Origin of the sequence: Pseudomonas corrugata, assembly GCF_001269905.1 — a bacterium.
Lineage (GTDB): Bacteria > Pseudomonadota > Gammaproteobacteria > Pseudomonadales > Pseudomonadaceae > Aquipseudomonas > Aquipseudomonas corrugata.
Window position 1 is genome coordinate 407386 of record NZ_LHVK01000008.1, and the last position, 22319, is coordinate 429704.

The 22319-nt window shown below is 59.8% G+C and carries 21 protein-coding genes; 10 read left to right on the plus strand and 11 right to left on the minus strand.

All coding sequences use genetic code 11. From position 1 onward, the window contains the following. Nucleotides 1-9 precede the first annotated feature (9 nt). The 7 genes from nth to metG form a co-directional block, all read right to left on the minus strand. A complete protein-coding gene (nth, locus tag AD665_RS13010) occupies nt 10-648 on the minus strand; it encodes an endonuclease III (protein WP_024779514.1) in 639 nt (212 codons plus the stop codon). Then, nucleotides 645-1175 carry an Rnf-Nqr domain containing protein gene (locus tag AD665_RS13015; protein ID WP_024779515.1) on the minus strand — a complete coding sequence of 177 codons (531 nt, stop codon included), beginning with the start codon at nt 1173-1175 and terminating at the stop codon, nt 645-647. Before AD665_RS13015 ends, nth begins: the two co-directional genes overlap by 4 nt. Continuing rightward, nucleotides 1168-1779, minus strand: coding sequence for an RnfABCDGE type electron transport complex subunit G (locus tag AD665_RS13020; protein ID WP_024779516.1), 612 nt, complete (start codon nt 1777-1779; stop codon nt 1168-1170). The genes AD665_RS13015 and AD665_RS13020 overlap by 8 nt, the downstream gene beginning before the upstream one ends. Next, the gene (locus AD665_RS13025) at nt 1776-2762 is read right to left on the minus strand and encodes an RnfABCDGE type electron transport complex subunit D (RefSeq protein ID WP_024779517.1); all 987 of its coding nucleotides are present in this window, start codon (nt 2760-2762) and stop codon (nt 1776-1778) included. The genes AD665_RS13020 and AD665_RS13025 overlap by 4 nt, the downstream gene beginning before the upstream one ends. Further along, the gene (gene rsxB, locus AD665_RS13030) at nt 2749-3762 is read right to left on the minus strand and encodes an electron transport complex subunit RsxB (RefSeq protein ID WP_053192365.1); all 1014 of its coding nucleotides are present in this window, start codon (nt 3760-3762) and stop codon (nt 2749-2751) included. The genes AD665_RS13025 and rsxB overlap by 14 nt, the downstream gene beginning before the upstream one ends. Then, nucleotides 3759-4331, minus strand: a complete 573-nt coding sequence (locus tag AD665_RS13035; protein WP_024779519.1) for an Rnf-Nqr domain containing protein — start codon at nt 4329-4331, stop codon at nt 3759-3761. Before AD665_RS13035 ends, rsxB begins: the two co-directional genes overlap by 4 nt. 118 nt (nt 4332-4449) lie before the next feature. Next, a complete protein-coding gene (metG, locus tag AD665_RS13040; RefSeq protein WP_024779520.1) occupies nt 4450-6495 on the minus strand; it encodes a methionine--tRNA ligase in 2046 nt (681 codons plus the stop codon). A 318-nt stretch (nt 6496-6813) separates the two neighbouring features. On the opposite strand from metG, the gene apbC reads away from it, so the two are divergent. Next, the gene (gene apbC / locus AD665_RS13045; RefSeq protein WP_024779521.1) at nt 6814-7908 is read left to right on the plus strand and encodes an iron-sulfur cluster carrier protein ApbC; all 1095 of its coding nucleotides are present in this window, start codon (nt 6814-6816) and stop codon (nt 7906-7908) included. A 61-nt stretch (nt 7909-7969) separates the two neighbouring features. Here the strand turns inward: apbC and AD665_RS13050 are convergent, their stop codons facing one another. Continuing rightward, nucleotides 7970-8728: an SDR family oxidoreductase gene (locus tag AD665_RS13050; RefSeq protein WP_024779522.1), complete on the minus strand. Its 759-nt coding sequence runs from the start codon at nt 8726-8728 to the stop codon at nt 7970-7972. 56 nt (nt 8729-8784) lie between these two features. Here AD665_RS13050 and AD665_RS13055 point away from each other — a divergent pair, with 56 nt between their 5' ends. From AD665_RS13055 to groL, 4 genes are all read left to right on the plus strand, one after another. Continuing rightward, on the plus strand, nt 8785-9516 hold the full coding sequence (locus tag AD665_RS13055) for a HugZ family pyridoxamine 5'-phosphate oxidase (RefSeq protein WP_024779523.1): 732 nt from the start codon (nt 8785-8787) through the stop codon (nt 9514-9516). Nucleotides 9517-9633: 117 nt separating this feature from the next. Then, nucleotides 9634-10110 carry an FxsA family protein gene (locus AD665_RS13060; RefSeq protein WP_053192367.1) on the plus strand — a complete coding sequence of 159 codons (477 nt, stop codon included), beginning with the start codon at nt 9634-9636 and terminating at the stop codon, nt 10108-10110. A gap of 243 nt (nt 10111-10353) precedes the next feature. Next, a complete protein-coding gene (locus AD665_RS13065) occupies nt 10354-10647 on the plus strand; it encodes a co-chaperone GroES (RefSeq protein WP_024779525.1) in 294 nt (97 codons plus the stop codon). Between the two features lie 49 nt (nt 10648-10696). Continuing rightward, a complete protein-coding gene (gene groL / locus AD665_RS13070; protein WP_024779526.1) occupies nt 10697-12340 on the plus strand; it encodes a chaperonin GroEL in 1644 nt (547 codons plus the stop codon). Nucleotides 12341-12550: 210 nt separating this feature from the next. Here the strand turns inward: groL and AD665_RS13075 are convergent, their stop codons facing one another. Next, nucleotides 12551-13294 carry a phosphatase PAP2 family protein gene (locus tag AD665_RS13075; RefSeq protein WP_024779527.1) on the minus strand — a complete coding sequence of 248 codons (744 nt, stop codon included), beginning with the start codon at nt 13292-13294 and terminating at the stop codon, nt 12551-12553. Between the two features lie 53 nt (nt 13295-13347). Continuing rightward, complete coding sequence (locus AD665_RS13080; RefSeq protein WP_053192369.1) at nt 13348-15297, minus strand: LTA synthase family protein; 1950 nt, start codon at nt 15295-15297, stop codon at nt 13348-13350. A 210-nt stretch (nt 15298-15507) separates the two neighbouring features. Here AD665_RS13080 and colR point away from each other — a divergent pair, with 210 nt between their 5' ends. From colR to AD665_RS27845, 5 genes are all read left to right on the plus strand, one after another. Beyond that, nucleotides 15508-16191 carry a two-component system response regulator ColR gene (colR, locus tag AD665_RS13085; protein ID WP_024779529.1) on the plus strand — a complete coding sequence of 228 codons (684 nt, stop codon included), beginning with the start codon at nt 15508-15510 and terminating at the stop codon, nt 16189-16191. Further along, nucleotides 16181-17458, plus strand: a complete 1278-nt coding sequence (locus tag AD665_RS13090) for a sensor histidine kinase (RefSeq protein ID WP_024779530.1) — start codon at nt 16181-16183, stop codon at nt 17456-17458. The genes colR and AD665_RS13090 overlap by 11 nt, the downstream gene beginning before the upstream one ends. A 112-nt stretch (nt 17459-17570) precedes the next feature. After that, nucleotides 17571-18239 carry a class I SAM-dependent methyltransferase gene (locus AD665_RS13095; protein WP_024779531.1) on the plus strand — a complete coding sequence of 223 codons (669 nt, stop codon included), beginning with the start codon at nt 17571-17573 and terminating at the stop codon, nt 18237-18239. A 4-nt stretch (nt 18240-18243) separates the two neighbouring features. Further along, nucleotides 18244-18954 (plus strand): lipopolysaccharide kinase InaA family protein, encoded by a 711-nt coding sequence (locus tag AD665_RS13100; RefSeq protein WP_024779532.1) that lies wholly within the window; start codon nt 18244-18246, stop codon nt 18952-18954. Between the two features lie 2 nt (nt 18955-18956). Continuing rightward, nucleotides 18957-19184, plus strand: coding sequence for a hypothetical protein (locus AD665_RS27845; RefSeq protein WP_024779533.1), 228 nt, complete (start codon nt 18957-18959; stop codon nt 19182-19184). Nucleotides 19185-19289: 105 nt separating this feature from the next. Here the strand turns inward: AD665_RS27845 and AD665_RS13110 are convergent, their stop codons facing one another. Continuing rightward, nucleotides 19290-22316 carry a multidrug efflux RND transporter permease subunit gene (locus AD665_RS13110; protein WP_024779534.1) on the minus strand — a complete coding sequence of 1009 codons (3027 nt, stop codon included), beginning with the start codon at nt 22314-22316 and terminating at the stop codon, nt 19290-19292. Nucleotides 22317-22319 lie beyond the last annotated feature (3 nt).

A 22319-nucleotide genomic window follows, 5' to 3' on the forward strand; every position in this document is an offset into this window, starting at 1 on the left:
AATAACGCCTCAATCGTCAGAGGTCTTGTCCTTGTATTCGCACAAGTCTTCGATCCGGCAACTGCCGCAGCGGGGCTTGCGAGCCAGGCAAACGTAGCGCCCATGCAGGATCAGCCAGTGATGGGAGTCGAGAAGATACTCCTTGGGTACGAACTTCATCAGTTTCTTCTCCACTTCCACCACGTTCTTGCCCGGCGCCAGGCCGGTCCGGTTGCTGACGCGGAAGATGTGGGTATCCACTGCCATGGTCAACTGGCGGAATGCGGTATTGAGCACCACGTTGGCGGTCTTGCGGCCAACCCCGGGAAGGGCTTCCAGCGCTTCGCGGGTCTGGGGAACGACGCTGCCATGGCGCTCGATCAGCAGGCGGCAGGTTTCGATCACGTTTTTTGCCTTGCTGTTGAACAGGCCGATGGTCTTGATGTACTCCGATAGCCCCTCGACGCCCAAGGCATGGATCGTCTCTGGAGTGTTGGCCACCGGAAACAGCTTGGCCGTGGCTTTGTTGACGCCGACATCGGTGGACTGTGCCGAGAGGATCACCGCGATCAACAGCTCGAACGGTGAGGAATAGGCCAGCTCGGTTTTCGGTTCGGGGTTGTCTTCGTGAAAGCGACGAAATATTTCCAGGCGTTTTGCGGCGTTCATGGGCGCGGCGTTTCCTCAAGAGTTGATTGGGTTTTGGCAGGCCTCCAAGCCTGGTGCGCCGCCAGCAACAGGCCGAGCAGCAGGAATCCTCCCGGGGCCAGCACGGCCAGAGGCGTGCCGTTGCCGATCAGTTCGCGCAGGGCGCCCAAGCCGATCATCAACAGGCCGAACAGCCCTGCCAGCATGATATAGCCTGGCCAGCGTGACTCGATGAAAGAGCGGTCGTGTTCCAGCGCCACACAGCTCAAGGCTATCCAGCCGACGTAAAGGTCCAGCGGCCGGTACCATTCCAGCAGCCAGGCCTGCGCGGCGAGGCTGGCGCAGGCGGTCAAGGTAGCGGCCAGGACGATGGACGTCAGTAAGCGCTGATGAGCGCTCAGGCGCGGCCGCACAAGGCCCATCGCCAAGCCATGGCCGCCGCTGATCAACGTCCACGCCACCCATAGGCCCAGCGCATTGACCAATGAATTGCTGGCGCCAACCAAAGGCACGAGCAGAAGGCCGTGGGTCAGTGACTGTTTATTCATGGGCAACGCCTCTGGTCAAGGATGCCTTGTGTTCGTCGAAATAGCGCAGCGCATCGTGAACGGCCTGGAGCACTGCCCGGGATGTCACCGTCGCGCCGGCCAGTTGATCGAATTGCCCCTGGTCCTTTTTCAAGGCCCAGCCGCTGTCGCTGGGGGCCTCACGGGATTTGCCGTTGAAACTCTGCAACCAGGCGTTCGGCCAACCGGCAATTGCCGCGCCCAGGCCCGGCGTTTCGGCCTGGCGCAGGGTTTTCACGCCCAGCAGGCGACCCAACGGGTCGATGGCGATCAGTAGTTCGATGCTGCCTTCGTAGCCCAACGCCTGACTGCGTAACAGCACGGCAGCGGGCTGGCCGTTACGGGTCGCGAGGTAACCGTCCAGCAGGGTGCTATGGGCCAGTGGGACCGGGTCTGTCAGAACCGGTTGTGACAATGGCTGGTTGTCGTAAAGGTTGGTCGGCAACACCTCGAGCAGCGTTCTGTTCGCGAGGGTCTGTTGCTGGACCTCAATACGCTCGGCAGTGCCGATTTGCGTGAGATAAGTGGCGCCGAGACCCAGAGCGGTCAACAGCGCCAGGAGGGCGAGGCCGCCGGGGTTTCTCATGGCGCTTGCCGTCCTTGCCGGGCTTCGACGAAACGCTCCAGCGCCGGCACCCCGAGGTTCATCAACAACACCGCAAACGCTACGCCGTCCGGGTAGCCGCCCCAGATACGGATCAGGTAGACCAGCAAACCCACGCCTGCGCCGAACAGCAGGCGCGCATGCGGTGCCTTGGGCCCTGAAACCGGTTCGGTCACGATGAAAAACGCTCCCAGCAGGGTCGCCCCCGTCAGCAGATGAAACAGCGGTGAACCATGAGAGTCCGAGCCGGAGCCGTTCCAGCACAACAGGCTGATGGTGAACAGGCCGGCTAGCATCCCCACCGGCGCGTGCCAGCTGAATACACGTTGCTGCAGCAGAAACAGGCCGCCCGCCAGGAACGCCAGGTTGATCCACTCGGCCCCGCGCCCGCCGAAACGTCCGAACGCCGGATTGCTGGCGAACAACTCGTCAATAGTCAGGCTGTTGTTGATGCGCAGGCTGTCCAGCGCTGTCGCGCCGGCCCAGGCATCGGGTGTGGAATGAATGCCTGACACCTGTTGCAGGCTTTCAAGCAAGCCGACGCCGTGGGGCAACGGCCATTGGCTCATGTGGGCGGGAAACGCCACCAGCACCAGGGCGTAACCGAGCATGGCCGGGTTGAACGGATTGTTTCCGACGCCGCCCCAGAGATGCTTGCCGAACAACAAGGCGCAAGCGGCCGCAGTAACCGTCAGCCACCATGGACAGTAGGCCGGCAACGCCAGGGCCAGCAACGTGGCGCTGACCAGCGCGCTGCCGTCGTTCAGCTCGGGTTTGAGCGGTCGATGCCGCAAGCGCAGCACCAGTGCTTCGACTGCCAACGCGGTGATCCCGGACAGCAACAGGTTGAGTAATACGCCCCAGCCATAAAACCACATCAGTGCCAGCACGCCGGGCAACGTGGCCAACAGCACGCGCATCATCGCTTGCCGTAGGCGCTCATCCGGGGCCTCAGGAAGTGACATGGGCGTCGACCTGACGTTCGGCGATTCTTACCGCTTGTTCCAACGCCTGTACCTCTGCGTCCGAGGCTTGCGCCGCCCGGGCTTTGCTGAGTTCGGCGCGCCGCATCGCCAGCTGGATCTTCGCACGTTTCAATTCAGCGTCCTGCGACGGCGCGGGGGCGGGTGCGATGGACGGCGCGGTGTTTTCCAGCTGCGCCAAGGCCTGCTCCGCCGCTTCGTATTGGCGTTGCAGCAGAATCAATTGCGATTGCTGCTCAAAGGTCGGCGGATGGCCGAATGCTTTCAAGGATTTGTTCAATTGTGCCCGGCTCATGGCCAGGTCGACCTTGGCCTTTTTAAGCGCGGCATCGGCACTGGCGGCTTTTTGCGCGCGTACTCGCTCCAGTGCGGTTTGCACCGGATCGAGCTCCTGGGGTTGAGCTTGGCTTTTGGCGGCGTGCTGGGTTCGGGCCAGGCGCTGGGCCTGACGCTGTTCTTCTTCACGATGCAAGCGCGCATTGCGTTGTTCGAAGCGCCGTCGGGCATGGTTGCGCTTGGCCGTACGTGCCTGTTGTTCCTCGGGACTGAAGGCCAGGCCTCCGACAATCGGCAGCACGGTGGTCATCGGCAAGGGTCGCATTTCAATGCAGTCGACCGGGCAGGGGGCCACGCAAAGATCACAGCCCGTGCATTCGTCGATGAGGACGGTGTGCATCAGCTTTGCCGCGCCGACAATCGCGTCCACCGGGCAGGCCTGGATGCACTTGGTGCAGCCGATGCATTCGGCCTCACGGATAAAGGCCATTTGCGCAGGGGCCGAGCCCCGGCTGGTATCCAGCTCCAGTATCGGTATTTTCAACAGGTCGGCCAGGGCGGCGATGGTTTCGCTTGCACCGGGTGGGCACTTGTTGATCGGCTCGCCCTTGGCGATGCCTTCTGCATAGGGCTTGCACCCCGGATGACCGCACTTGCCGCATTGGGTTTGCGGTAACAGGGCGTCGATGCGTTGAATCAGATTCATGTTTTGACCAGCCCGCGTAATCCAAGGAACGCCACCGCCATCAACCCGGCGGCAATCAACTGAACAGGCAGGCCTCGAAAGGGCAGGGGAATATCGTTATCGAGCGTGCGCTGGCGCAAATCGTCGAACAGGCTCAGCACCAGCCAGAAGCCCAGCCCGGCACCCAGGCTCAAGGCGATGGCGTGGGCCAACCCCTGGTCGTCCAGGCTATTGATCAGTGTGACACCCAGTATGCCGGCATTGCCAAGCAACAGTGGCCACAACCCTTCGAATGGCAATGCTGGCTGCCAACGCGCCAGCAGACGCAGCAAAGGCCTGATCAGCAGGATGCTCAAGGGCAGCCAGGCGAACAGGCGCAACGATGTCAGGTTAGCCGGGATCAGCAACCAGTGGTCGATCAGATAACCCAGGGTGCCGACCATCAGCATCAGGCATGTCGAGGCCAGGCCCAGGGCATGGACCTGCCGTCTTCCGCCTGCCTTCAACAGCGAATCGACGCCCAGTGGCCAATGCAACACCAGGTTGTTGATCAGGGCAGTGCCGAGCAATGTGAGAAGGATGTCGGACATGATGTATTAGGCGACAAAAGGACCTGTTACAAGATTAGGCATTATCCGGCAGGCCAGATATGAAAATCCCACAGCCGCTGGCACAGCGTCTGTGGGATCGGTACGGCGCGCAGTCGTCTTATTTGATCCGCTGACCCGGCTTGGCGCCGCTGTCGGGGCTCAGCAGATAGATTTCCTCTCCGCCTGGGCCCGCCGCCATCACCATGCCTTCAGAGATGCCGAAGCGCATCTTGCGAGGCTTGAGGTTGGCGATCATCATCGTCAACCGGCCTTCGAGCTTGGCCGGGTCCGGGTAGGCGCTCTTGATGCCGGAGAACACGTTGCGTTGCTCATCACCGATGTCCAGGGTCAGGCGCAGCAGCTTGTCGGCGCCCTCGACGGCCTCGGCCTTGACGATCAGCGCTACGCGCAGGTCAACGGCGGCAAACGCGTCGAACTCGATTTCTGGCGACAGCGGGTCCTTGACCAGTTCGCCGTTGCCGGTTGCAGCGCCGGTGTCGGTCTGGCTGGCAGCCAGGTCTTCCTTGGAGGCGTCGGTCATGGCTTGCACCTTGGCGGCATCGATGCGGGTCATCAGTGGCTTGAACTCGTTCAACTGATGGTTGCTCAACAGGGTCTGGTGATCGTTCCAGGTCAGCGGCGCGACGTTCAGGAACGCCTCGGCATCGGCGGCCAGCAGCGGCAGCACCGGCTTGAGGAAAATCACCAGTTGGCGGAACAGGTTGACGCCCAGTGCGCAGATCGCCTGGACCTCGTCCTGCTTGCCTTCCTGTTTGTTCAGCGACCACGGCGCCTTATCGGCGATCCAGGCATTGGCACGGTCGGCCAGGGCCATGGTCTCGCGCATGGCACGAGCAAAGTCGCGGGACTCGTAGGCTTCGGCGATGCTTGGTGCTGCGGCCAGGAACGCGTCGGTCAGTTCCGGTGCCGCATTACCCGCTACCAGCACACCGGCGTTGCCCTTGTGGATAAAGCCGGCACAACGGCTGGCAATGTTGACGACCTTGCCCACCAGGTCCGAGTTGACCTTCTGCACGAAGTCCTCGAGGTTCAGGTCCAGGTCGTCGACGCCACGGCCAAGCTTGGCCGCGTAGTAGTAGCGCAGGTATTCCGGCGACAGGTGATCAAGGTAGGTGCGGGCCTTGATGAATGTGCCGCGGGACTTGGACATTTTCTGACCGTTGACGGTCAGGTAGCCGTGGACATTGATGCCGGTCGGCTTGCGGAAGCCGGCACCTTCGAGCATTGCGGGCCAGAACAGGGCGTGGAAGTTGACGATGTCCTTGCCAATGAAGTGGTACAGCTCGGCGGTGGAGTCCTTGCCCCAGAACGCGTCGAAGTCCAGTTCCGGCGTGCGGTTGCAGAGGTTCTTGAAGCTGGCCATGTAACCGATGGGCGCGTCCAGCCAGACGTAGAAGTATTTGCCCGGCTCGTCGGGGATCTCGAAGCCGAAATACGGCGCATCGCGGGAGATGTCCCACTGCTGCAGGCCAGCGTCGAGCCATTCGGCGATCTTGTTGGCGACGGCGTCCTGCAAGGTGCCGCTGCGGGTCCAGGTCTGCAGCATCTGCTGGAAGTCCGGCAGCTTGAAGAAGAAGTGCTGGGAGTCCTTGAGCACCGGGGTAGCGCCGGAGATCGCCGATTTCGGGTCCTTCAGATCGGTGGGTGCGTAGGTCGCGCCGCATTTTTCGCAGTTGTCGCCGTACTGGTCCTCGGTGCCGCATTTCGGGCAGGTGCCCTTGATGAAACGGTCGGCGAGGAACATTTTCTTTTCGGGGTCGAAATACTGGGTGATCGAACGGGTGGCAATGTGCCCGGCGTCACGCAGCTTCAGGTAGATCTGGCTCGACAGCTCACGGTTTTCTTCGGCGTGAGTGGAGTGGAAATTGTCGAAGTCCACCAGGAATTCGGCAAAGTCGGCGCTGTGTTCGGCCTGGACGTTGGCGATCAGTTGCTCCGGGGTGATGCCTTCCTTTTCCGCGCGCAACATGATGGCCGAACCGTGGGCGTCGTCGGCGCAGACATAAATGCATTGGTTGCCGCGATGTTTCTGGAAGCGCACCCACATATCGGTCTGGATGTACTCCAGCATATGGCCGAGGTGAATCGAACCATTGGCGTAGGGCAGGGCGCTGGTGACGAGGATCTTGCGTGGCTCGGACATGGGGCTCGGCTACTTGATGAAACGGAGGTCGGCCACTATAAAGCGGCGGCGGCTTTTTTTCATCCTTCGGGCCGGTTTCGGGGTGGCTAAAGTGTGAACTGTGGCGAGGGGATTTATCCCCGCCGGGGTGCGAAGCGCCCCCAAGTCAGTCGACTCGAATGGGCAGGCACACCGGGTTGGCAGATTCAAGGGGCTGCTTCGCACCCCAGCGGGGCGGTGCGACGTTTCGCTAAATCCCTCACCACAAAAGTATTCACAAATCGGTAATCGGGTCTAGGATAGCGACCTGTTTTTCCAGTCCTGCTATCGGAGTTGCCCATGAGCGCCGTCAATCGCGCAACGGTGGAAGCCGTCCTTCGCCAATACACCGACCCCTACCTGAACCAGGACCCGGTCAGCGCCGGATGCGTGCGCGGTATCGACATCCAGGGTGATCGTGTCAGTGTCCAGCTGGAAATCGGCTACGCTGCCGATCTGTTCAAGAGCGGTTGGGCGCAGATGCTGCAAATGGCTATCGAGGCCCTGGACGGTGTGAGCACCGCCAAGGTCGATGTCACCAGCGTGATCGTCCCCCACAAGGCCCAGGCGCAGGTGCCGGGGTTGGCGAACGTCAAGAATGTGATTGCCGTGGCCTCGGGCAAGGGCGGCGTGGGCAAGTCCACCACCGCCGCCAACCTGGCCCTGGCCCTGGCCCGTGAAGGGGCCAAGGTCGGGATGCTCGATGCGGACATCTACGGTCCGAGCCAGGGCATCATGTTTGGCATTGCCGAAGGCACCCGGCCGCAGGTCAAGGACCAGAAATGGTTCGTGCCGATCCAGTCCCATGGCGTGGAGGTCATGTCCATGGCCTTCCTGACCGACGACAACACGCCGATGGTCTGGCGCGGGCCGATGGTGTCCGGCGCCTTGCTGCAACTGGTGACGCAAACCGCCTGGGGCGACCTGGATTACCTGGTGATCGACATGCCGCCCGGCACTGGGGATATCCAACTGACCCTGGCGCAGAAAGTCCCGGTGGCCGGCGCAGTGATCGTCACCACTCCCCAGGACCTGGCCCTGCTGGATGCTCGCAAGGGTGTGGAGATGTTCCGCAAGGTGAACATCCCGGTGTTGGGCGTGGTGGAAAACATGGCGGTACACATCTGTTCGAACTGTGGGCACGCTGAACATCTGTTCGGCGAAGGCGGCGGGGAGAAGCTGGCGACTCAGTACGGCGTCGAATTGCTGGCTTCGCTTCCGTTGTCGATGCTGATCCGCGAGCAGGCCGACGACGGCAAGCCGACGGTGATCGCCGAGCCGGACAGCCAGATCGCCATGGTCTATCAGGAATTGGCCCGTCATGTGGGCGCACGGATCGTGTTGCAGGAGGCCGCTGCACCGGCGATGCCGAACATCACTGTCAGCGACGATTGACAATAGGCGAGCCGGTGTGGGAGCGAGCAAGCCCGCTCCCACACTGGTTTTTGTGGCGGTATTACATCCGCAACCCGCCATCCATCTCCAGGATTCGTCCGGTGTAGTAGTCGTTTTCGAAGATATAGGCCGCTGAATGAGCGATTTCTTCGGGCCGGCCCATACGCTTGAGGGGAATCCCGGACGTCATTCTTTCCAGGGCCTCGGGTTTCATGCTTTGGGTCATCTCGGTTTCGATAAAGCCCGGTGCGATGCCGGCTACACGAATGCCGTAGCGCGCCAGTTCCTTGGCCCAGGTCACGGTGGCGGCTGCCACACCGGCCTTGGCGGCCGAGTAGTTGGTCTGGCCGATGTTGCCGGCCCGGGAGATCGACGAGATATTGATGATGGCGCCGCTGTTCTTCAGTTCGACCATTTTCGCCGCCACTTCACGGGTGCACAGGAATACACCGGTGAGGTTGACGTCGATCACGGCCTGCCACTGGGCCAGGCTCATCTTGGTCATTTCGCCGTCCTTGACCTTGAGCAGCAGGCCGTCACGCAGGATCCCGGCGTTGTTGATCAACCCGTGGATCGCACCGAAATCCTCGGCGACCCGGGCGACCATGTCGCTCACTTGCTCTTCATTGGCCACGTTGCACAGGTAGGCCCGGGCTTCGACGCCCTTGGCCACGCAGGCGGCAACGGCCTGGTCGAGTTTCTCCTGGTTGAGGTCCACCAGGGCGAGCTTCGCGCCCTTGCCGGCGAAATACTCTGCCATGGAGCGGCCCAGACCCTGGCAACCGCCGGTGATAATGATTACTTTGTCAGTGAGTTGCATTCTTATGTCCAGGTGTCTGAGCGTTTTTAGACGAATTTTATCGAAGGAGTCATAAATTGAGCGTTGACGCTGTCAAGCATGCCCGAGAATTACTGCTCAAGGAATACCGTGGAATGCTCTCCACCCATTCCAAATCCATGCCTGGATTCCCGTTCGGCTCTGTCGTGCCATATTGCCTGGACGAGCAGGGGCGGCCGTTGATCCTGATCAGCCGCATCGCCCAGCACACCCATAACCTGCAGAAGAACCCCAAATGTTCCCTGCTGGTGGGGGAGCGAGGCGCCGAAGACGTGCAAGCCGTGGGGCGCCTGACCTACCTGGCCGAGGCGCGCAAACTTGAAGACAGCGCCGCCATCGACGCTGCGGCCGAGCGTTATTACCGCTACTTCCCGGAATCACAGAACTACCACAAGGCCCACGATTTCGATTTTTGGGTGCTCGATCCGGTGCGCCATCGTTACATCGGCGGTTTTGGCGCCATTCACTGGTTCGATCAGATCACCTTGGCCAATCCCTTTGCCGGCAAAGCCGAGGCGAGCATGATCGAGCACATGAATGCGGATCACGCCAAGGCCATCGCCCATTACGTCGATCTGGCCGACTTGCCCAGGACCGAAGCGGCGCAACTGGTGGGCATCGATAGCGAAGGCATGCACCTGCGCATTGGTCAGGGGTTGTATTGGCTGGCATTTCCGGCGCCCTGCAATACGCCGACACAAGTCCGTGAAGCCTTGGTTTATCTGGCCCACGCCGAAGAATGGCCGAAAAATGCCGAGGCCGACGCTTGAATTCACGAAAGGGCGACGTCATTTAGGTTTTCATAGCTAGTGGTCTGTGTGGCTAATTCGTGCACTCAAATCAACCGTACAGGCCACTAGGCATTCTTGCGTTGAGGAAACCATTTGATGCGCCCTTTTTTATTGCTCTTTCTGCTGTTCCCAGTGTTGGAGCTGTTCGTATTCGTCAAGGTCAGCGGTGCGATCGGGTTTTTCCCGGCCCTGTTGCTGGTCATCCTCGGCTCGATGCTCGGCGTGTTCGTGCTGCGCATCGCCGGTCTCGCCACGGCCTTGCGTGCCCGTGAAAGCCTGAGCCGCGGCGAACTGCCTGCCCAGACCATGCTCGAAGGCCTGATGCTGGCCCTGGGCGGCGGTCTGCTGATCCTGCCTGGTTTCATCAGCGATGTGTTGGGCCTGATCATGTTGCTGCCTTTCCCCCGTCGGTTGCTGGCCAACAAGATGCGCCAGCGTGCCGAAGAACAGGCGATGCGCCAGCGGGCTTTCGCCGACGACCTGCAGCCCCGCGGTGGTCCGGCGCCGCGAGAGCCCCTGGGCCGCGAACCTGATGTGATCGAAGGCGAATTCGAACACCGCGATTCCAAGTAGAACCCAGCGCACGGCACCTTCGGGTGCCGTGTTCGTCTTCGGCTCGATGAAGAAAATTTTTTCGATCCAGCCCTTGTAATCCCCTTGTACGCCCTTATGTATCGGTCACCGCAAGGTTTCCGGTGGCAACACCGGACAGACTTCCGCGGTTCGACTGACGAACCGCACCCGGCTATGCCGGCTTTTGTTAAACCCGCCGGGATTACACCGGCCGATGAAAACCAAAATTAGGAGAGATCGACAATGAAGCTTCGTCCTCTGCATGACCGCGTCGTCATCCGTCGCAGCGAAGAAGAGAAGAAATCCCTTGGCGGTATTGTCCTGCCAGGTTCGGCTGCCGAGAAAGCCAACCACGGTGAAGTTCTCGCTGTAGGTACCGGCCGTGTGCTGGACAACGGTGAAGTGCGTGCGCTGGCCGTGAAAGTGGGTGACAAGGTCGTGTTCGGCCCTTACTCCGGCAGCAACACAGTAAAAGTCGACGGCGAAGAACTGCTGGTAATGGGCGAGAGCGAAATCCTCGCTGTCCTCGAAGGCTGATTTCCCGCTCATCTTCCCGCTACTACACAGTATTTAAGGAATATCGATCATGGCTGCTAAAGAAGTTAAATTCGGCGATTCCGCCCGCAAGAAAATGCTCGCCGGTGTCAACGTCCTGGCTGACGCAGTAAAAGCGACCCTGGGCCCGAAAGGCCGTAACGTGATCATCGAGAAGAGCTTCGGCGCTCCGACCATCACCAAGGACGGCGTTTCCGTAGCCAAGGAAATCGAGCTCAAGGACCGTTTCGAAAACATGGGCGCGCAGCTGGTCAAGGACGTTGCCTCCCGTGCCAACGACGACGCCGGTGACGGCACCACCACCGCCACCGTCCTGGCTCAATCGATCGTCAACGAAGGCCTGAAAGCCGTCGCTGCCGGCATGAACCCGATGGACCTCAAGCGCGGTATCGACAAGGCGACCATCGCCATCGTCAAAGAGCTCAAGGCCCTGTCCAAGCCGTGCGCCGACTCCAAGGCCATCGCCCAGGTAGGCACCATCTCGGCCAACTCCGACAACTCCATCGGCGACATCATTGCCGAAGCCATGGAAAAAGTCGGTAAAGAAGGCGTGATCACCGTTGAAGAAGGTTCGGGCCTGGAAAACGAACTGTCTGTCGTCGAAGGCATGCAGTTCGACCGTGGTTACCTGTCGCCGTACTTCGTCAACAAGCCGGACACCATGGTTGCCGAGCTCGACGGCCCGCTGATCCTGCTGGTCGACAAGAAGATCTCCAACATCCGTGAAATGCTGCCAGTGCTGGAAGCCGTTGCCAAAGCCGGCCGCCCATTGCTGATCGTGGCCGAAGACGTTGAAGGCGAAGCCCTGGCGACCCTGGTTGTGAACAACATGCGCGGTATCGTCAAGGTGGCTGCCGTCAAGGCACCAGGCTTCGGCGACCGTCGCAAGGCCATGCTGCAGGACATCGCCGTCCTGACCGGCGGTACCGTGATTTCCGAAGAAATCGGCCTGAGCCTGGAAAGCACCACCCTGGAGCACCTGGGTAACGCCAAGCGCGTCATCCTCTCCAAGGAAAACACCACCGTGATCGACGGTGCCGGCGTTGAGACTGACATCCAGGCTCGCGTTGCCCAGATCCGTGCACAAGTAGCCGAGACTTCCTCCGACTACGACCGTGAAAAACTGCAAGAGCGTCTGGCCAAGCTGTCCGGCGGTGTTGCGGTCATCAAGGTTGGCGCCGGTTCCGAAGTTGAAATGAAAGAGAAGAAAGCCCGCGTTGAAGACGCCCTGCACGCAACTCGCGCAGCCGTCGAAGAAGGCGTGGTACCTGGCGGTGGTGTGGCGCTGGTTCGTGCCCTGCAGGCCATCAGCGAACTGAAAGGCGACAACGCCGATCAGAACGTGGGTATCACTCTGCTGCGTCGCGCTGTCGAAGCACCGCTGCGCCAGATCGTTGCCAACTCCGGTGACGAGCCAAGCGTTGTGGTCGACAAGGTCAAGCAGGGTTCGGGTAACTACGGTTACAACGCTGCTACCGGCGAATACGGCGACATGATTGAAATGGGTATCCTGGACCCGGCCAAAGTGACTCGTTCGGCTCTGCAGGCTGCTGCCTCCGTTGCCAGCCTGATGATCACCACTGAGGCGATGATCGCTGAAATCAAGGAAGACGCTCCAGCTGGCGGCGGCATGCCAGACATGGGCGGCATGGGTGGCATGGGCGGCATGATGTAAGCCAGCCTTACCCCCTGCACTGAAAAACCCCGCCTGCGAAAGCAGGCGGGGTTTTTTATTGGCTGGCGTTGGAAGTACTTTCGCTATTCAGCCAATTTCTGTGGGCGCCGAGTTTGCTCGTGATAGCGGTGGATCCGTTTGCAATGATGTCGGATATCCCGCTGTCATCGCGAGCAAGCTTGGCTCCCACAGGTTTCAGTCGGATGCTGCTCAGGCATTGACCGGTTGTGCTTCGGCCAGGGGCTCTGCCCTCGTGGCCGGCCGGTAGAGGACGAAGTAATAACACCCCAGGCTAATCAGCCAGCAGAACACCGCTGTCCACACGTTGTGCGAGAAGAAGTGTGCCCCTTGCATCATCCGGCCCACAGAGAACACCGTTCCGAGGGTGAAGGCAAATATGAAGGCTCGTCGGGCCAGGCGTGGTCTGCGATCACGCAATACGAAGAACAGCGCAAACAGTGTAAATCCGGTGGCGGCATGCCCCCCCGGCCAGCACCTGCCCGGTTTGTTGGTGTCTGGACGCGGGCTCAGCAGTTCACTGTAGGTTTCCTTGCCACCGAACTCCTTCAGGCTCCAGGGGCATTGAACCGCGGTCACCGCTTTCATCGGAGTGACGAAGGATGTCGCCAGCGCCAGGGAGAGCACCAGGCAGCCCAACTCACGTTTGAAGGGTTTAAGCCGGCTGATGAAAAAAGCGCCTATGAAGCCGAAGATGGAACACACCGAGAAGGCGATGACCACTTGTTTCGCCCGGTCATGGAGGATGTCCTCCAGGAAAAAACTGTGTCGCCCTATAAAATTGCCAGCGGTCGGGTCATAGAACAGCTGGGCAAGGTTCATGTCCAGGTCGGTCCATTCCAGCAAGATCAGAATGATCGACGTAACGACGGGAATGCCCAGGCATAGCCAGAAATTCAGCGGGCGAGGGGAAGAGCGTGGAACGCTTGACGGCATGACGGATCCTGCACAAAGAAAGCGCCCCAGGCCATCCTCCCGGGGCAGTTCGGTTAACGTTCGCTGACTTGCTCGGCACCCTCCATGGGTGCTCTCCAGCCAAGCAGCTGTTGCTTGAAGCCATAACTGGCGGTTTGGTAATACGTAATGGCGCGGCCGATCAAAGGATCGTCACTGGTTGCCCGGGACTCGCGGCTTTCGGTCAGTGCATCATCATGCCGACGCAGGCCCTGACGCGGGCTGAGGATCGCCAGATCCTTGCCGTCGAACAAGCCCAGATGCTGGTAATTACCGACGACGACGCGGGGCGGTAACGGATTGTCCTGCAACAGGTTGCGACCGAAGAAGGTCGACCTGTAATCCAGATTCAGCAACCCGAGCAAGGTCGGAGCCAGGTCAATCTGACTGGCGAGTTGGGCGTTTTCCCGTGGCTCGATCAGCTTTGGCGCGTAAATGAACAGCGGAATCTGATAGTTACTGATGGGCAGGTCTTCCTTGCCGGCGCTGCCAGCGGTGTGGTCGGCCACGAAGACGAAAATCGTATTATCGAACCACGGTTTCTGCCGTGCCTGTTCCAGGAACTGACCAATGGCATAGTCGGTGTACTTGACCGCCCCATCCCGACCGTTGCCGGATCTGATATCAATCCGGTTATCCGGATAGGTGTATGGGCGATGATTGGAAGTCGTCATCAGTTGCAACAGAAACGGCCGTTGCCTGGCGTAGTTGGCATCGGCCAGTTTCAACGTCTGTTTGTATAGATCCTCGTCGGCCATGCCCCAGGCGTTCTTGAAGTGGATTTCGGACTCCTCGACGCTGCTCTGATCAACGACACGATAACCGTTGCCGCTGAAAAAAGCGTTCATGTTGTCGAAGTAGCCGCGACCACCATAGACGAACACGCTGTCGTAGCCTATCGCGCTCAATTGCTGGCCCAGGCTGGAAAAGCCGCTTTCCCGGCCGATACGCTTGACGATCGAACGTCCCGGCGTCGGTGGAATGGCCAGGGTAATGGCCTCCAGGCCACGGTCGGTACGGGTACCGGTGGCGTAGAAGTTACTGAAATACAGACTTTGCTGGCGCAAGGCGTCGAGGTTGGGGGTCAGGTCGCGTTTGTCGCCATTGCTGCCCAGGTACTTGGCGCTGAGGCTTTCGATGGTCACCAGCACAATGTTCGGTTTGCGGAGGGTGCCGGGATTGTCGATCATCCGCCGGATGTCTTGTGGGTCTTCACCGATAAAACGTGCATTGGGCTCGTTCAGTTCGGCGCGAATCTGCTGGGCGACGGCCGTCGGCGCCAGGCTGCTGTAAAACTGTCCGTAGTCCAATTCGTTGTTACGGAACGCCGCGAAGAACTGGTACGGGCCGTTGCTCGCCAGCTCGTTTTGATAGGCGTTGCCACCCTGGGCGCGTGGCGCGTCCTGGCTGAGCAATTGCAGGCTCAGGCCAGCGAGGGCCATCAGGCCCAGGGCATTGACCAGACGCCCGCGCAAGGTTGGCAATGGGGCGTCCAGCGCGGCCTGGAACGGTTTGCGCAAGGCCAGGCTCAAACCCAACGCCAGTACGGCGAGCATCGTCAGCAAGGTGCCGATCGGGTAGGACTCCAGCACGTTGTTCAACACCTCATCGGAATAGACCAGGTAGTCGACGGCGATGAAGTTGAAGCGCACGCCGAACTCATCCCAGAACAGCCATTCGGCCACCGAGGTGAACAGCATGGCGAACAAACTGACCGTCAACAGTCCCTGAAGCAACCAGCGATGGCCGCGACGGCGCCACAAGGCCGCTGGGCAGAGCAATAGATACAGGCCCATCGGCAGGATTGCATAGGCGAGGAAGCCCAAGTCATACAATAGGCCGATGCCGAAGACCGAGATGGCGCCGCCACCGGATTCATCCAGGTGGGCCAGCAGCAAAACGGTACGGGTCAGAAGAAATACCACCAGCCAGGCGCCGGTGATCAGCAGCAAGAAGCGCATGGGCGCCATTTTCATAAAGTCCATTTACTACATTCCTTATATATCAATCCGATAGCGCGAAAGTATTATCCCCGCACTGTAGTCAGTTTGTGAATCGATAGTGAAAAACGCATAAATAATGTTAGTGCTCGAACGCGTTGACACTTGATGTTTCCAGGCCACTGGCCCTGAGTCGTCATTGGCCGTAAGCTGCGCGGGCCAAGACGGCCGTTAACCGTATACGCAGAGGTGCCCATGCGAATTCTACTGGTCGAAGACAACCGCGACATCCTGGCCAATCTGGCCGACTACCTGGGGCTCAAGGGCTATACCGTCGATTGCGCCCAGGACGGTCTGTCGGGGTTGCACCTGGCTGCGACCGAGCATTACGACCTGATCGTGCTCGACATCATGCTGCCGGGCATCGACGGCTACACCTTGTGCAAGCGCCTGCGTGAAGATGCCCGGCGTGATACGCCGGTGATCATGCTCACCGCCCGGGATCAACTGGACGACCGCCTGCAGGGTTTCAAGTCCGGGGCCGATGATTACCTGATCAAACCCTTTGCCCTGTCGGAACTGGCGGCCCGGATCGAAGCTGTCATGCGTCGGGCCCAGGGAGGCGGGCGGCGTGCGTTGCAGGTCGGCGACCTGAGCTATGACCTCGATACCCTTGAGGTGACCCGCGAAGGTAAATTGCTCAAGCTCAACCCGGTCGGTCTGAAGTTGCTGGCGGTACTGATGCAGAAGAGTCCTCACGTGTTGCGTCGTGAAATCCTTGAAGAAGCCTTGTGGGGCGATGATTGCCCGGACAGCGACAGTCTGCGCAGCCATGTCCACCAACTGCGCCAGGTGATCGACAAACCGTTCGAAAAGCCATTGCTGCATACCGTGCACGGCGTCGGTTATCGCCTGGCCGAGGGCCGCGATGGAGTTTAAGCAGAGCCTTGCCCAACGGATCATCATCGCGTTTGCGTTGATGAGTGCGTTAGTGGCCGGAGCGTTCGCCATGGGGATCGTGGCAACAGTGCACCTGGTGGAAGAGAAGCTGATTTCCTCCGGACTGGGTGGCGACCTGCAACGCCTGTTGCTGATGGACAGCGTCTCGGACTGGAATCATCGTCCGGAACCTGACCAGTTGTTCTATTTCAGCGGCGGCCAGGGTGACTTCGAATTACCCAAGGATCTGCGTCACCTGGAGCCCGGCTTCCACGAGGTGTTTCGCGAACAATTGTCCTATCACGCCATGGTGGAGATCGTTGACGGCCGGCATTACGTGTTGCTGCAGGACCAGAGCGACTTTGAAGAGCGCGAGCGGGTGCTGTTCGCCGTTGTGCTGGTGGGCTTCGTGCTCAGCCTGGCGCTTGCTTTGTTCCTCGGCTGGATCCTGGCGCGTCGGGTGATGGCGCCGGTGGTGCGGCTGGCCAGGCAAGTACGGCATCGTGACCAGCTCCTCGGACTCGCTCCTCCTTTGGCACCTGATTATGCCGCCGATGAGGTGGGTGAGCTGGCGGTGGCGTTCGACGCGACACTGGGGCGGTTACGCCAGGCCTTGACCCGCGAGCGGTTGTTCACCAGTGATGTCAGCCATGAATTGCGCACGCCGTTGATGGTCTTGGCGACCTCCTGCGAACTATTGCTGGAAAACCCGGCGCTGGATCAGCGTGGTCGCATGCAGGTCGAGCGCATCAGCCGAGCCAGTGAAGAGATGCGCGAACTGGTGCAAACCTTCTTGATGCTTGCCAGGGCTCAGCGCGAGGATAACGGCATGTCGCCTCGCCTGACCCTTGGTCAGGTGGCGGAAAATCTCCTTGGTGCATGGCGTGCGGCCATCGAATCCAAAGGCCTGACGCTGATTTTCGAGCCGGGCCAGCCTCTGGATACGCTCTATAACGCCACGTTCCTGACGGCGGTCATGGGCAACCTGCTGCGCAACGCCTTGCACTACACCGACCAGGGCTTCATTCGCCTCACGCTCTGTGAGACCGGGTTCTTGGTGGAGGACAGCGGTGTGGGCATTCCCGAGGAGAAGCGCGAGGCGATGTTCGAACCGTTCGTGCGCGGCAATGAAAAGCGCGGCGAGGGGCTTGGGCTGGGGTTGTCGCTGGTGCAGCGGATTTGCGAGAACCAGGGCTGGGTGGTGAGCCTCAGCACGATGGAGCCCAACGGTTGCCGTTTCGAAGTTGAGTTGAATCCGAAGAAGTGAGTACGTCCTGAAAAATCTTGTAATCATTAAGAAGATTGCATGACTTTTTTTTCACAAAGCGATGACATACCGCTTCATAAGGTTGGACCTGTCTGAAATGGAGGTCCCCTTAATGCCCAAACCCATCAAGCTCGATTTTTCCGAAAAGTATGACGAGCAACATGCCCAGAAGTACTTTCACAAGCATCGAAGCGGCTTGAGTCGCCGTCTCTCCAATTGGCGAGATCAACAACTGGCCAAGCGTGCATTGGCGCTGGCCGGTGACCCTGGGCTGGTATTGGATCTGCCTTGTGGTGCCGGACGTTTCTGGTCCTTGCTGGCGGAAAAACCGAATCGCGTCATCATTGGCGCGGACAATTCCGAGGCCATGATCAAGACCGCAATGGAGTCTCAACCCGCCGAGGTCGTAAAACGGGTACAGCCCTTGCACACTTCTGCGTTCGACATAGCCTTGCCTGATAACGCCGTTGACAGCATTTTTTGCATGCGCTTGCTTCACCATATCGGTGAAGCCGAGCACCGACAGGCGATTTTGAAGGAGTTTGCGCGTGTCAGCCGTGACAGCGTGATTATTTCATTGTGGGTCGATGGCAATTTCAAGGCCTGGAAACGCAAGCGTCAGGAGCGTATCCGCGGGAAGAAAGACTACCAGAATCGATTTGTGTTACCGGTCGCTACAGTAGAGGAGGAGTTTCGGCAGGCTGGGTTTCGCATCCAGGAACAATTGGATTTCCTGCCGCTCTATGCCATGTGGCGAGTTTATGTATTACGCAAGAGGTAACAGCATGGTTGCGCAGGTAGCAGAGACACCTGGGATTTCCCGCAACAGCTTCGACCATTTCTGGAGCATGAAGGGTGAATGGGTGGAAGAGCCCAACGTGCGTCGTGGTGGAGAAAGTGGCGTACAGCGGATCATCAGCAAGGATGGCGAGCTGCTTTATGCCAAGCGTCAGACGGGGCACATTTATCGCAGCTGGCTGCATCCGTTCGGTAGACCTACCGTGTTGCGAGAGCAAGACGCGCTGCTGGCGTTGACCCGGCTTGATGTCCGCGTCCCTCAATTGGTTTTCTGCGGGGCCCAGCGGGACCCGGTCCATAAGTGGCGTGCGCTGCTGGTGACCCGGGCGCTCGAAGGTTTTGAGGAGATCGAGAAATGGTACGCCGCAGGTGGCCGCGAGCGTCATGGCGAAGCGGTGCATGATCAAATCCTCCAGGCACTGGCCGAAAACCTGGCCCGCATGCATAAAGGCCGTTGGCAGCATGGCTGCATCTACATCAAGCATGTATTTGTGCGTGTAACCGGGGAGGGGGAAGCGGCGAAACCCGAAGTCGCCCTGTTGGACCTGGAGAAGTGTCGCCAGCGTTTGACCGCCCGACGGGCTGCATCCCATGACATGAAGCAGCTACGACGCCATTCGTCGTTCAGCGATTCTGACTGGAAAAAACTCGTCTACTTTTATGAGACGGCGTTTGGCAGCGCTATCAAAGGCTTATAGTGATGAAACTTGAAATTGCTAGAGGTGTGTTTTTAGTCGGAGCCCTGGCAGTTGCATCGATGGCGGTGGCTGTGTGGGAACAGCCCCGTTCTCAGATACTCAGTGCCTCCTACTCTGACGCTCACTGCCCTTTACCGCGGGTGGCCAAGGCCAGCGAGGTCATCCGGCCGGATAATGACCTGTTGCTGTTCATGTTCAGTCTTTCCCAAGGCGTGAGGCCACAGAGTTGAGAGTCATGGAGCCCAAATAAAGGCTGCCTTCGGGTAGCCTTTTTTTTATATCTTGTTATTTATAGGGGGAGACATTTGTGGCGAGAGGATCCCCTTCAATAGAGATCAGGCTTTATCCGGCTTGGCCAGCAGCGTGTAGATGCAAGGCAATACGAACAGCGTGAACAGGGTGCCAATCGACATGCCGGTGGCAATGACCGTGCCGATGTCGAAGCGGCTCACCGCTCCGGCACCGGTGGCCAGGATCAACGGCACCATGCCAAACACCATGGCCGCAGTGGTCATCAGCACCGGTCGCAAGCGAATCGACGCAGCTTGCTCCACGGCTTCCCGTGGCGTCAGGCCCTGTTCCTTGCGCAGCTGGTTGGCAAATTCGACGATCAGAATGCCGTGCTTGCTGATCAGGCCGATCAGCGTCACCAATCCCACCTGGGTGTATATGTTCATGCTCGACCAGCCGAGGAACAGCGGAATCAGGGCGCCGCAAATGGACAGCGGTACCGTCACCAGGATCACCAGGGGATCACGAAAGCTCTCGAACTGGGCCGCCAACACCAGAAAGATGATCGCCAACGCCAGGGCAAAAGTGACCCACAAGGCACTGCCTTCCTGGATGAACTGACGCGAGGCCCCGGCATAGTCGAAGGCAAACCCCACCGGTGCCTCTTCCCGGGCGATCTGGCGAACCGTCTCGATGGCCTCGCCCATGCTCACAACGGGGAAGCCCGAAATCGTCACCGCATTGAGTTGCTGGAACTGATTGAGTTGCCGCGGGCGCGCCCGGTCGCTGACCTTGATCAGGGTCGAGAGGGGCAATGACTCACCCTGGGTATTTTTCACGTAGTAGCTGTTCAGCCAGTCAGGATTATCCCGGAATGGCCGTTCGACCTGGGCAATGACCTTGTAGCTACGGCCTTCGATGGTAAAGCGGTTGATCTCCGACTCACCCAGCAAGGTGGCGAGGGTACCACCCAGATCCTGCATCGAGACACCCATCTGGGCGGCCTTGTCACGATCGATGTCGACGACGACCTCGGGCTTGTCGAAGGCCAGGTCAATGTCCATGAATGCAAATTTTCCGGACTCCAGTGCACGCTTCTTGACCCGCTCCGCGACCTCCAGAAGCGTCGCGTAGTCCTTCGGCGAGTTGATGACGAAGGCAAAGGGCAGGCCTTCCCCCGTGCCGGGCAGGGAAGGGAGGTTGAAGCCGAAGATCTGCAAGCCTGGGATGCTTTCCAGCTTGCTCTGGACATCAGGCAGGATTTCCATCTGGGTGCGGCTGCGTTCGTTCCAGGGTTTGAGCAGGAAGCCGCCGATGCCGGACTGCACGCCGTTGTAGCCATTGATCTGGAACGAAGAGTAGTACTCCGGGAACTGCTTGAAGATATCGACGAAGTGGTCCGTGTAGGTGTTCAGGTAGTCGAGGTTGGTCGGCTGTGGCGCCTTGGCCATCATGAAGATGATGCCCTGGTCTTCGTCGGGAGCCAGTTCGGATTTGGTGAACATGAGCAGTACCGGAATCAGCAGCAGAACGATCACGGCGAACACCAGCACGACCGGCCGGGTATTGAGCGTGCCATGAAGCATGCGCTGGTAACGGGTCTTCAAGCGTTCGAAAACCATGTCCAGTCGATGGGCCAGCCCCGAAGGGTTCTCATCGTGGCGCAGCAGCATGGCGCACATCATGGGCGACAGGGTCAGGGCAACGATCCCGGAGATCACCACGGCCCCGGCCAGGGTCAGGGCGAACTCCTTGAACAGGGCGCCCGTCAGGCCTTCGAGCAGGCCGATCGGCGCATACACCGCCGCCAGCGTGATGGTCATCGAGACAACCGGCATGGCGATCTCCCGGGCGCCTTCCAACGCTGCGTCAAACGGGCTCTTGCCTTCCTCGATATGTCGATGGATGTTCTCCACGACGACGATGGCGTCGTCCACCACCAGGCCGATGGCCAGTACCATCGCGAGCAATGTCAGCAGGTTCATCGAGTAGCCCATCAACTGCATGAAGAACATCACGCCGATCATCGACAGCGGGATGGTCACCACCGGGATGAGTACCGACCGCAGGGCGCCGAGAAACAGAAACACCACGACGATGACGATCAGCACTGCTTCGAACAGGGTCTTCACCACCTCATCGATGGATGCCTGGATGAACAGGGTCGCATCGTAGGCAATCTCGGCCTTGAGGTTCGTCGGCAACTGGGCCTCCATTTCCGGCATGATCTTGCGCACTTCCCTGATCACATCCAGCGGGTTCGCGCCGGGCGTGGCCTTGATCCCGATATACACCGAGGGTGTGCCTCCGAAGGAACTGATGGTGTCGTAGTTTTCGGCGCCCATCTCCACCCGTGCCACATCCCGTAGCAGTACCCGGCTGTCACCGTCGGTCTTGAGCGGTATCGCGGCAAAGGCTTCGGCTGATTTCAGTTCGGTGTTGGCGTTGACGCTGGTGACCACATATTCGCCCTTCACCTCGCCAGCGGCCGATAGAAAGTTGTATTGGCGCACGGCATTGGTCACGTCGGCGGCGGTCAGGCCGAAACCGGCGAGCTTGATGGGATCGAGCCACAGGCGCATGGCGAAGACCTGATTGCCAAGGATCTCCGCCTCAGCCATGCCGGGGAGGGTCGCCAGCTTGGGCTGGATTACCCGTGACAGGTAGTCGGTGATCTGCGGGTTGTTCAGTTCCTTGCTGAAAAAGCTGATGTACATCAGGGCAGAGGCATCGGCGGCCTCCCGGCTGAGCACCGGGTCCTCGGCATCCTGGGGCAGCTGGTTCTTGACCTCGTTGGCCTTGGCCAGCAATTCGGTGAAGAGACGGTCGCTGTTGGAGCCAATGCGGGCATAGACCGATATCACCGAGAAGTTCTGGCGGCTGACCGAGGTCATGTAGTCGATGCCCTCGGCGCTGGCCAGGCTCTGCTGCATCGGCTGGGTGATGTAGCCCTGGATGGTTTCGGCATTGGCCCCGGGGTAAGCGGTGGTCACCGTGATCAGGGCGTTTTCCATCTGTGGATACTGGCGCAGCGGCAGCTTGCTCCAGGCCTGGAAGCCCAACAGCACGATCAACAGGCTGACCACGGTGGCGAGCACCGGACGGCGGATGAACGGATCGGTAAAAGCCATGGG

What these genes read in the sequence shown, in the direction of transcription:
- nth (WP_024779514.1), bottom strand. Translation starts at nt 648, where the DNA reads ATGAACGCCGCAAAACGCCTGGAAATATTTCGTCGCTTTCACGAAGAC.
- AD665_RS13015 (WP_024779515.1), bottom strand. Translation starts at nt 1,175, where the DNA reads ATGAATAAACAGTCACTGACCCACGGCCTTCTGCTCGTGCCTTTGGTT.
- AD665_RS13020 (WP_024779516.1), bottom strand. Translation starts at nt 1,779, where the DNA reads ATGAGAAACCCCGGCGGCCTCGCCCTCCTGGCGCTGTTGACCGCTCTG.
- AD665_RS13025 (WP_024779517.1), bottom strand. Translation starts at nt 2,762, where the DNA reads ATGTCACTTCCTGAGGCCCCGGATGAGCGCCTACGGCAAGCGATGATG.
- rsxB (WP_053192365.1), bottom strand. Translation starts at nt 3,762, where the DNA reads ATGAATCTGATTCAACGCATCGACGCCCTGTTACCGCAAACCCAATGC.
- AD665_RS13035 (WP_024779519.1), bottom strand. Translation starts at nt 4,331, where the DNA reads ATGTCCGACATCCTTCTCACATTGCTCGGCACTGCCCTGATCAACAAC.
- metG (WP_024779520.1), bottom strand. Translation starts at nt 6,495, where the DNA reads ATGTCCGAGCCACGCAAGATCCTCGTCACCAGCGCCCTGCCCTACGCC.
- apbC (WP_024779521.1), top strand. Translation starts at nt 6,814, where the DNA reads ATGAGCGCCGTCAATCGCGCAACGGTGGAAGCCGTCCTTCGCCAATAC.
- AD665_RS13050 (WP_024779522.1), bottom strand. Translation starts at nt 8,728, where the DNA reads ATGCAACTCACTGACAAAGTAATCATTATCACCGGCGGTTGCCAGGGT.
- AD665_RS13060 (WP_053192367.1), top strand. Translation starts at nt 9,634, where the DNA reads ATGCGCCCTTTTTTATTGCTCTTTCTGCTGTTCCCAGTGTTGGAGCTG.
- AD665_RS13065 (WP_024779525.1), top strand. Translation starts at nt 10,354, where the DNA reads ATGAAGCTTCGTCCTCTGCATGACCGCGTCGTCATCCGTCGCAGCGAA.
- groL (WP_024779526.1), top strand. Translation starts at nt 10,697, where the DNA reads ATGGCTGCTAAAGAAGTTAAATTCGGCGATTCCGCCCGCAAGAAAATG.
- AD665_RS13075 (WP_024779527.1), bottom strand. Translation starts at nt 13,294, where the DNA reads ATGCCGTCAAGCGTTCCACGCTCTTCCCCTCGCCCGCTGAATTTCTGG.
- AD665_RS13080 (WP_053192369.1), bottom strand. Translation starts at nt 15,297, where the DNA reads ATGGACTTTATGAAAATGGCGCCCATGCGCTTCTTGCTGCTGATCACC.
- colR (WP_024779529.1), top strand. Translation starts at nt 15,508, where the DNA reads ATGCGAATTCTACTGGTCGAAGACAACCGCGACATCCTGGCCAATCTG.
- AD665_RS13090 (WP_024779530.1), top strand. Translation starts at nt 16,181, where the DNA reads ATGGAGTTTAAGCAGAGCCTTGCCCAACGGATCATCATCGCGTTTGCG.
- AD665_RS13095 (WP_024779531.1), top strand. Translation starts at nt 17,571, where the DNA reads ATGCCCAAACCCATCAAGCTCGATTTTTCCGAAAAGTATGACGAGCAA.
- AD665_RS13100 (WP_024779532.1), top strand. Translation starts at nt 18,244, where the DNA reads ATGGTTGCGCAGGTAGCAGAGACACCTGGGATTTCCCGCAACAGCTTC.
- AD665_RS27845 (WP_024779533.1), top strand. Translation starts at nt 18,957, where the DNA reads ATGAAACTTGAAATTGCTAGAGGTGTGTTTTTAGTCGGAGCCCTGGCA.
- AD665_RS13110 (WP_024779534.1), bottom strand. Translation starts at nt 22,316, where the DNA reads ATGGCTTTTACCGATCCGTTCATCCGCCGTCCGGTGCTCGCCACCGTG.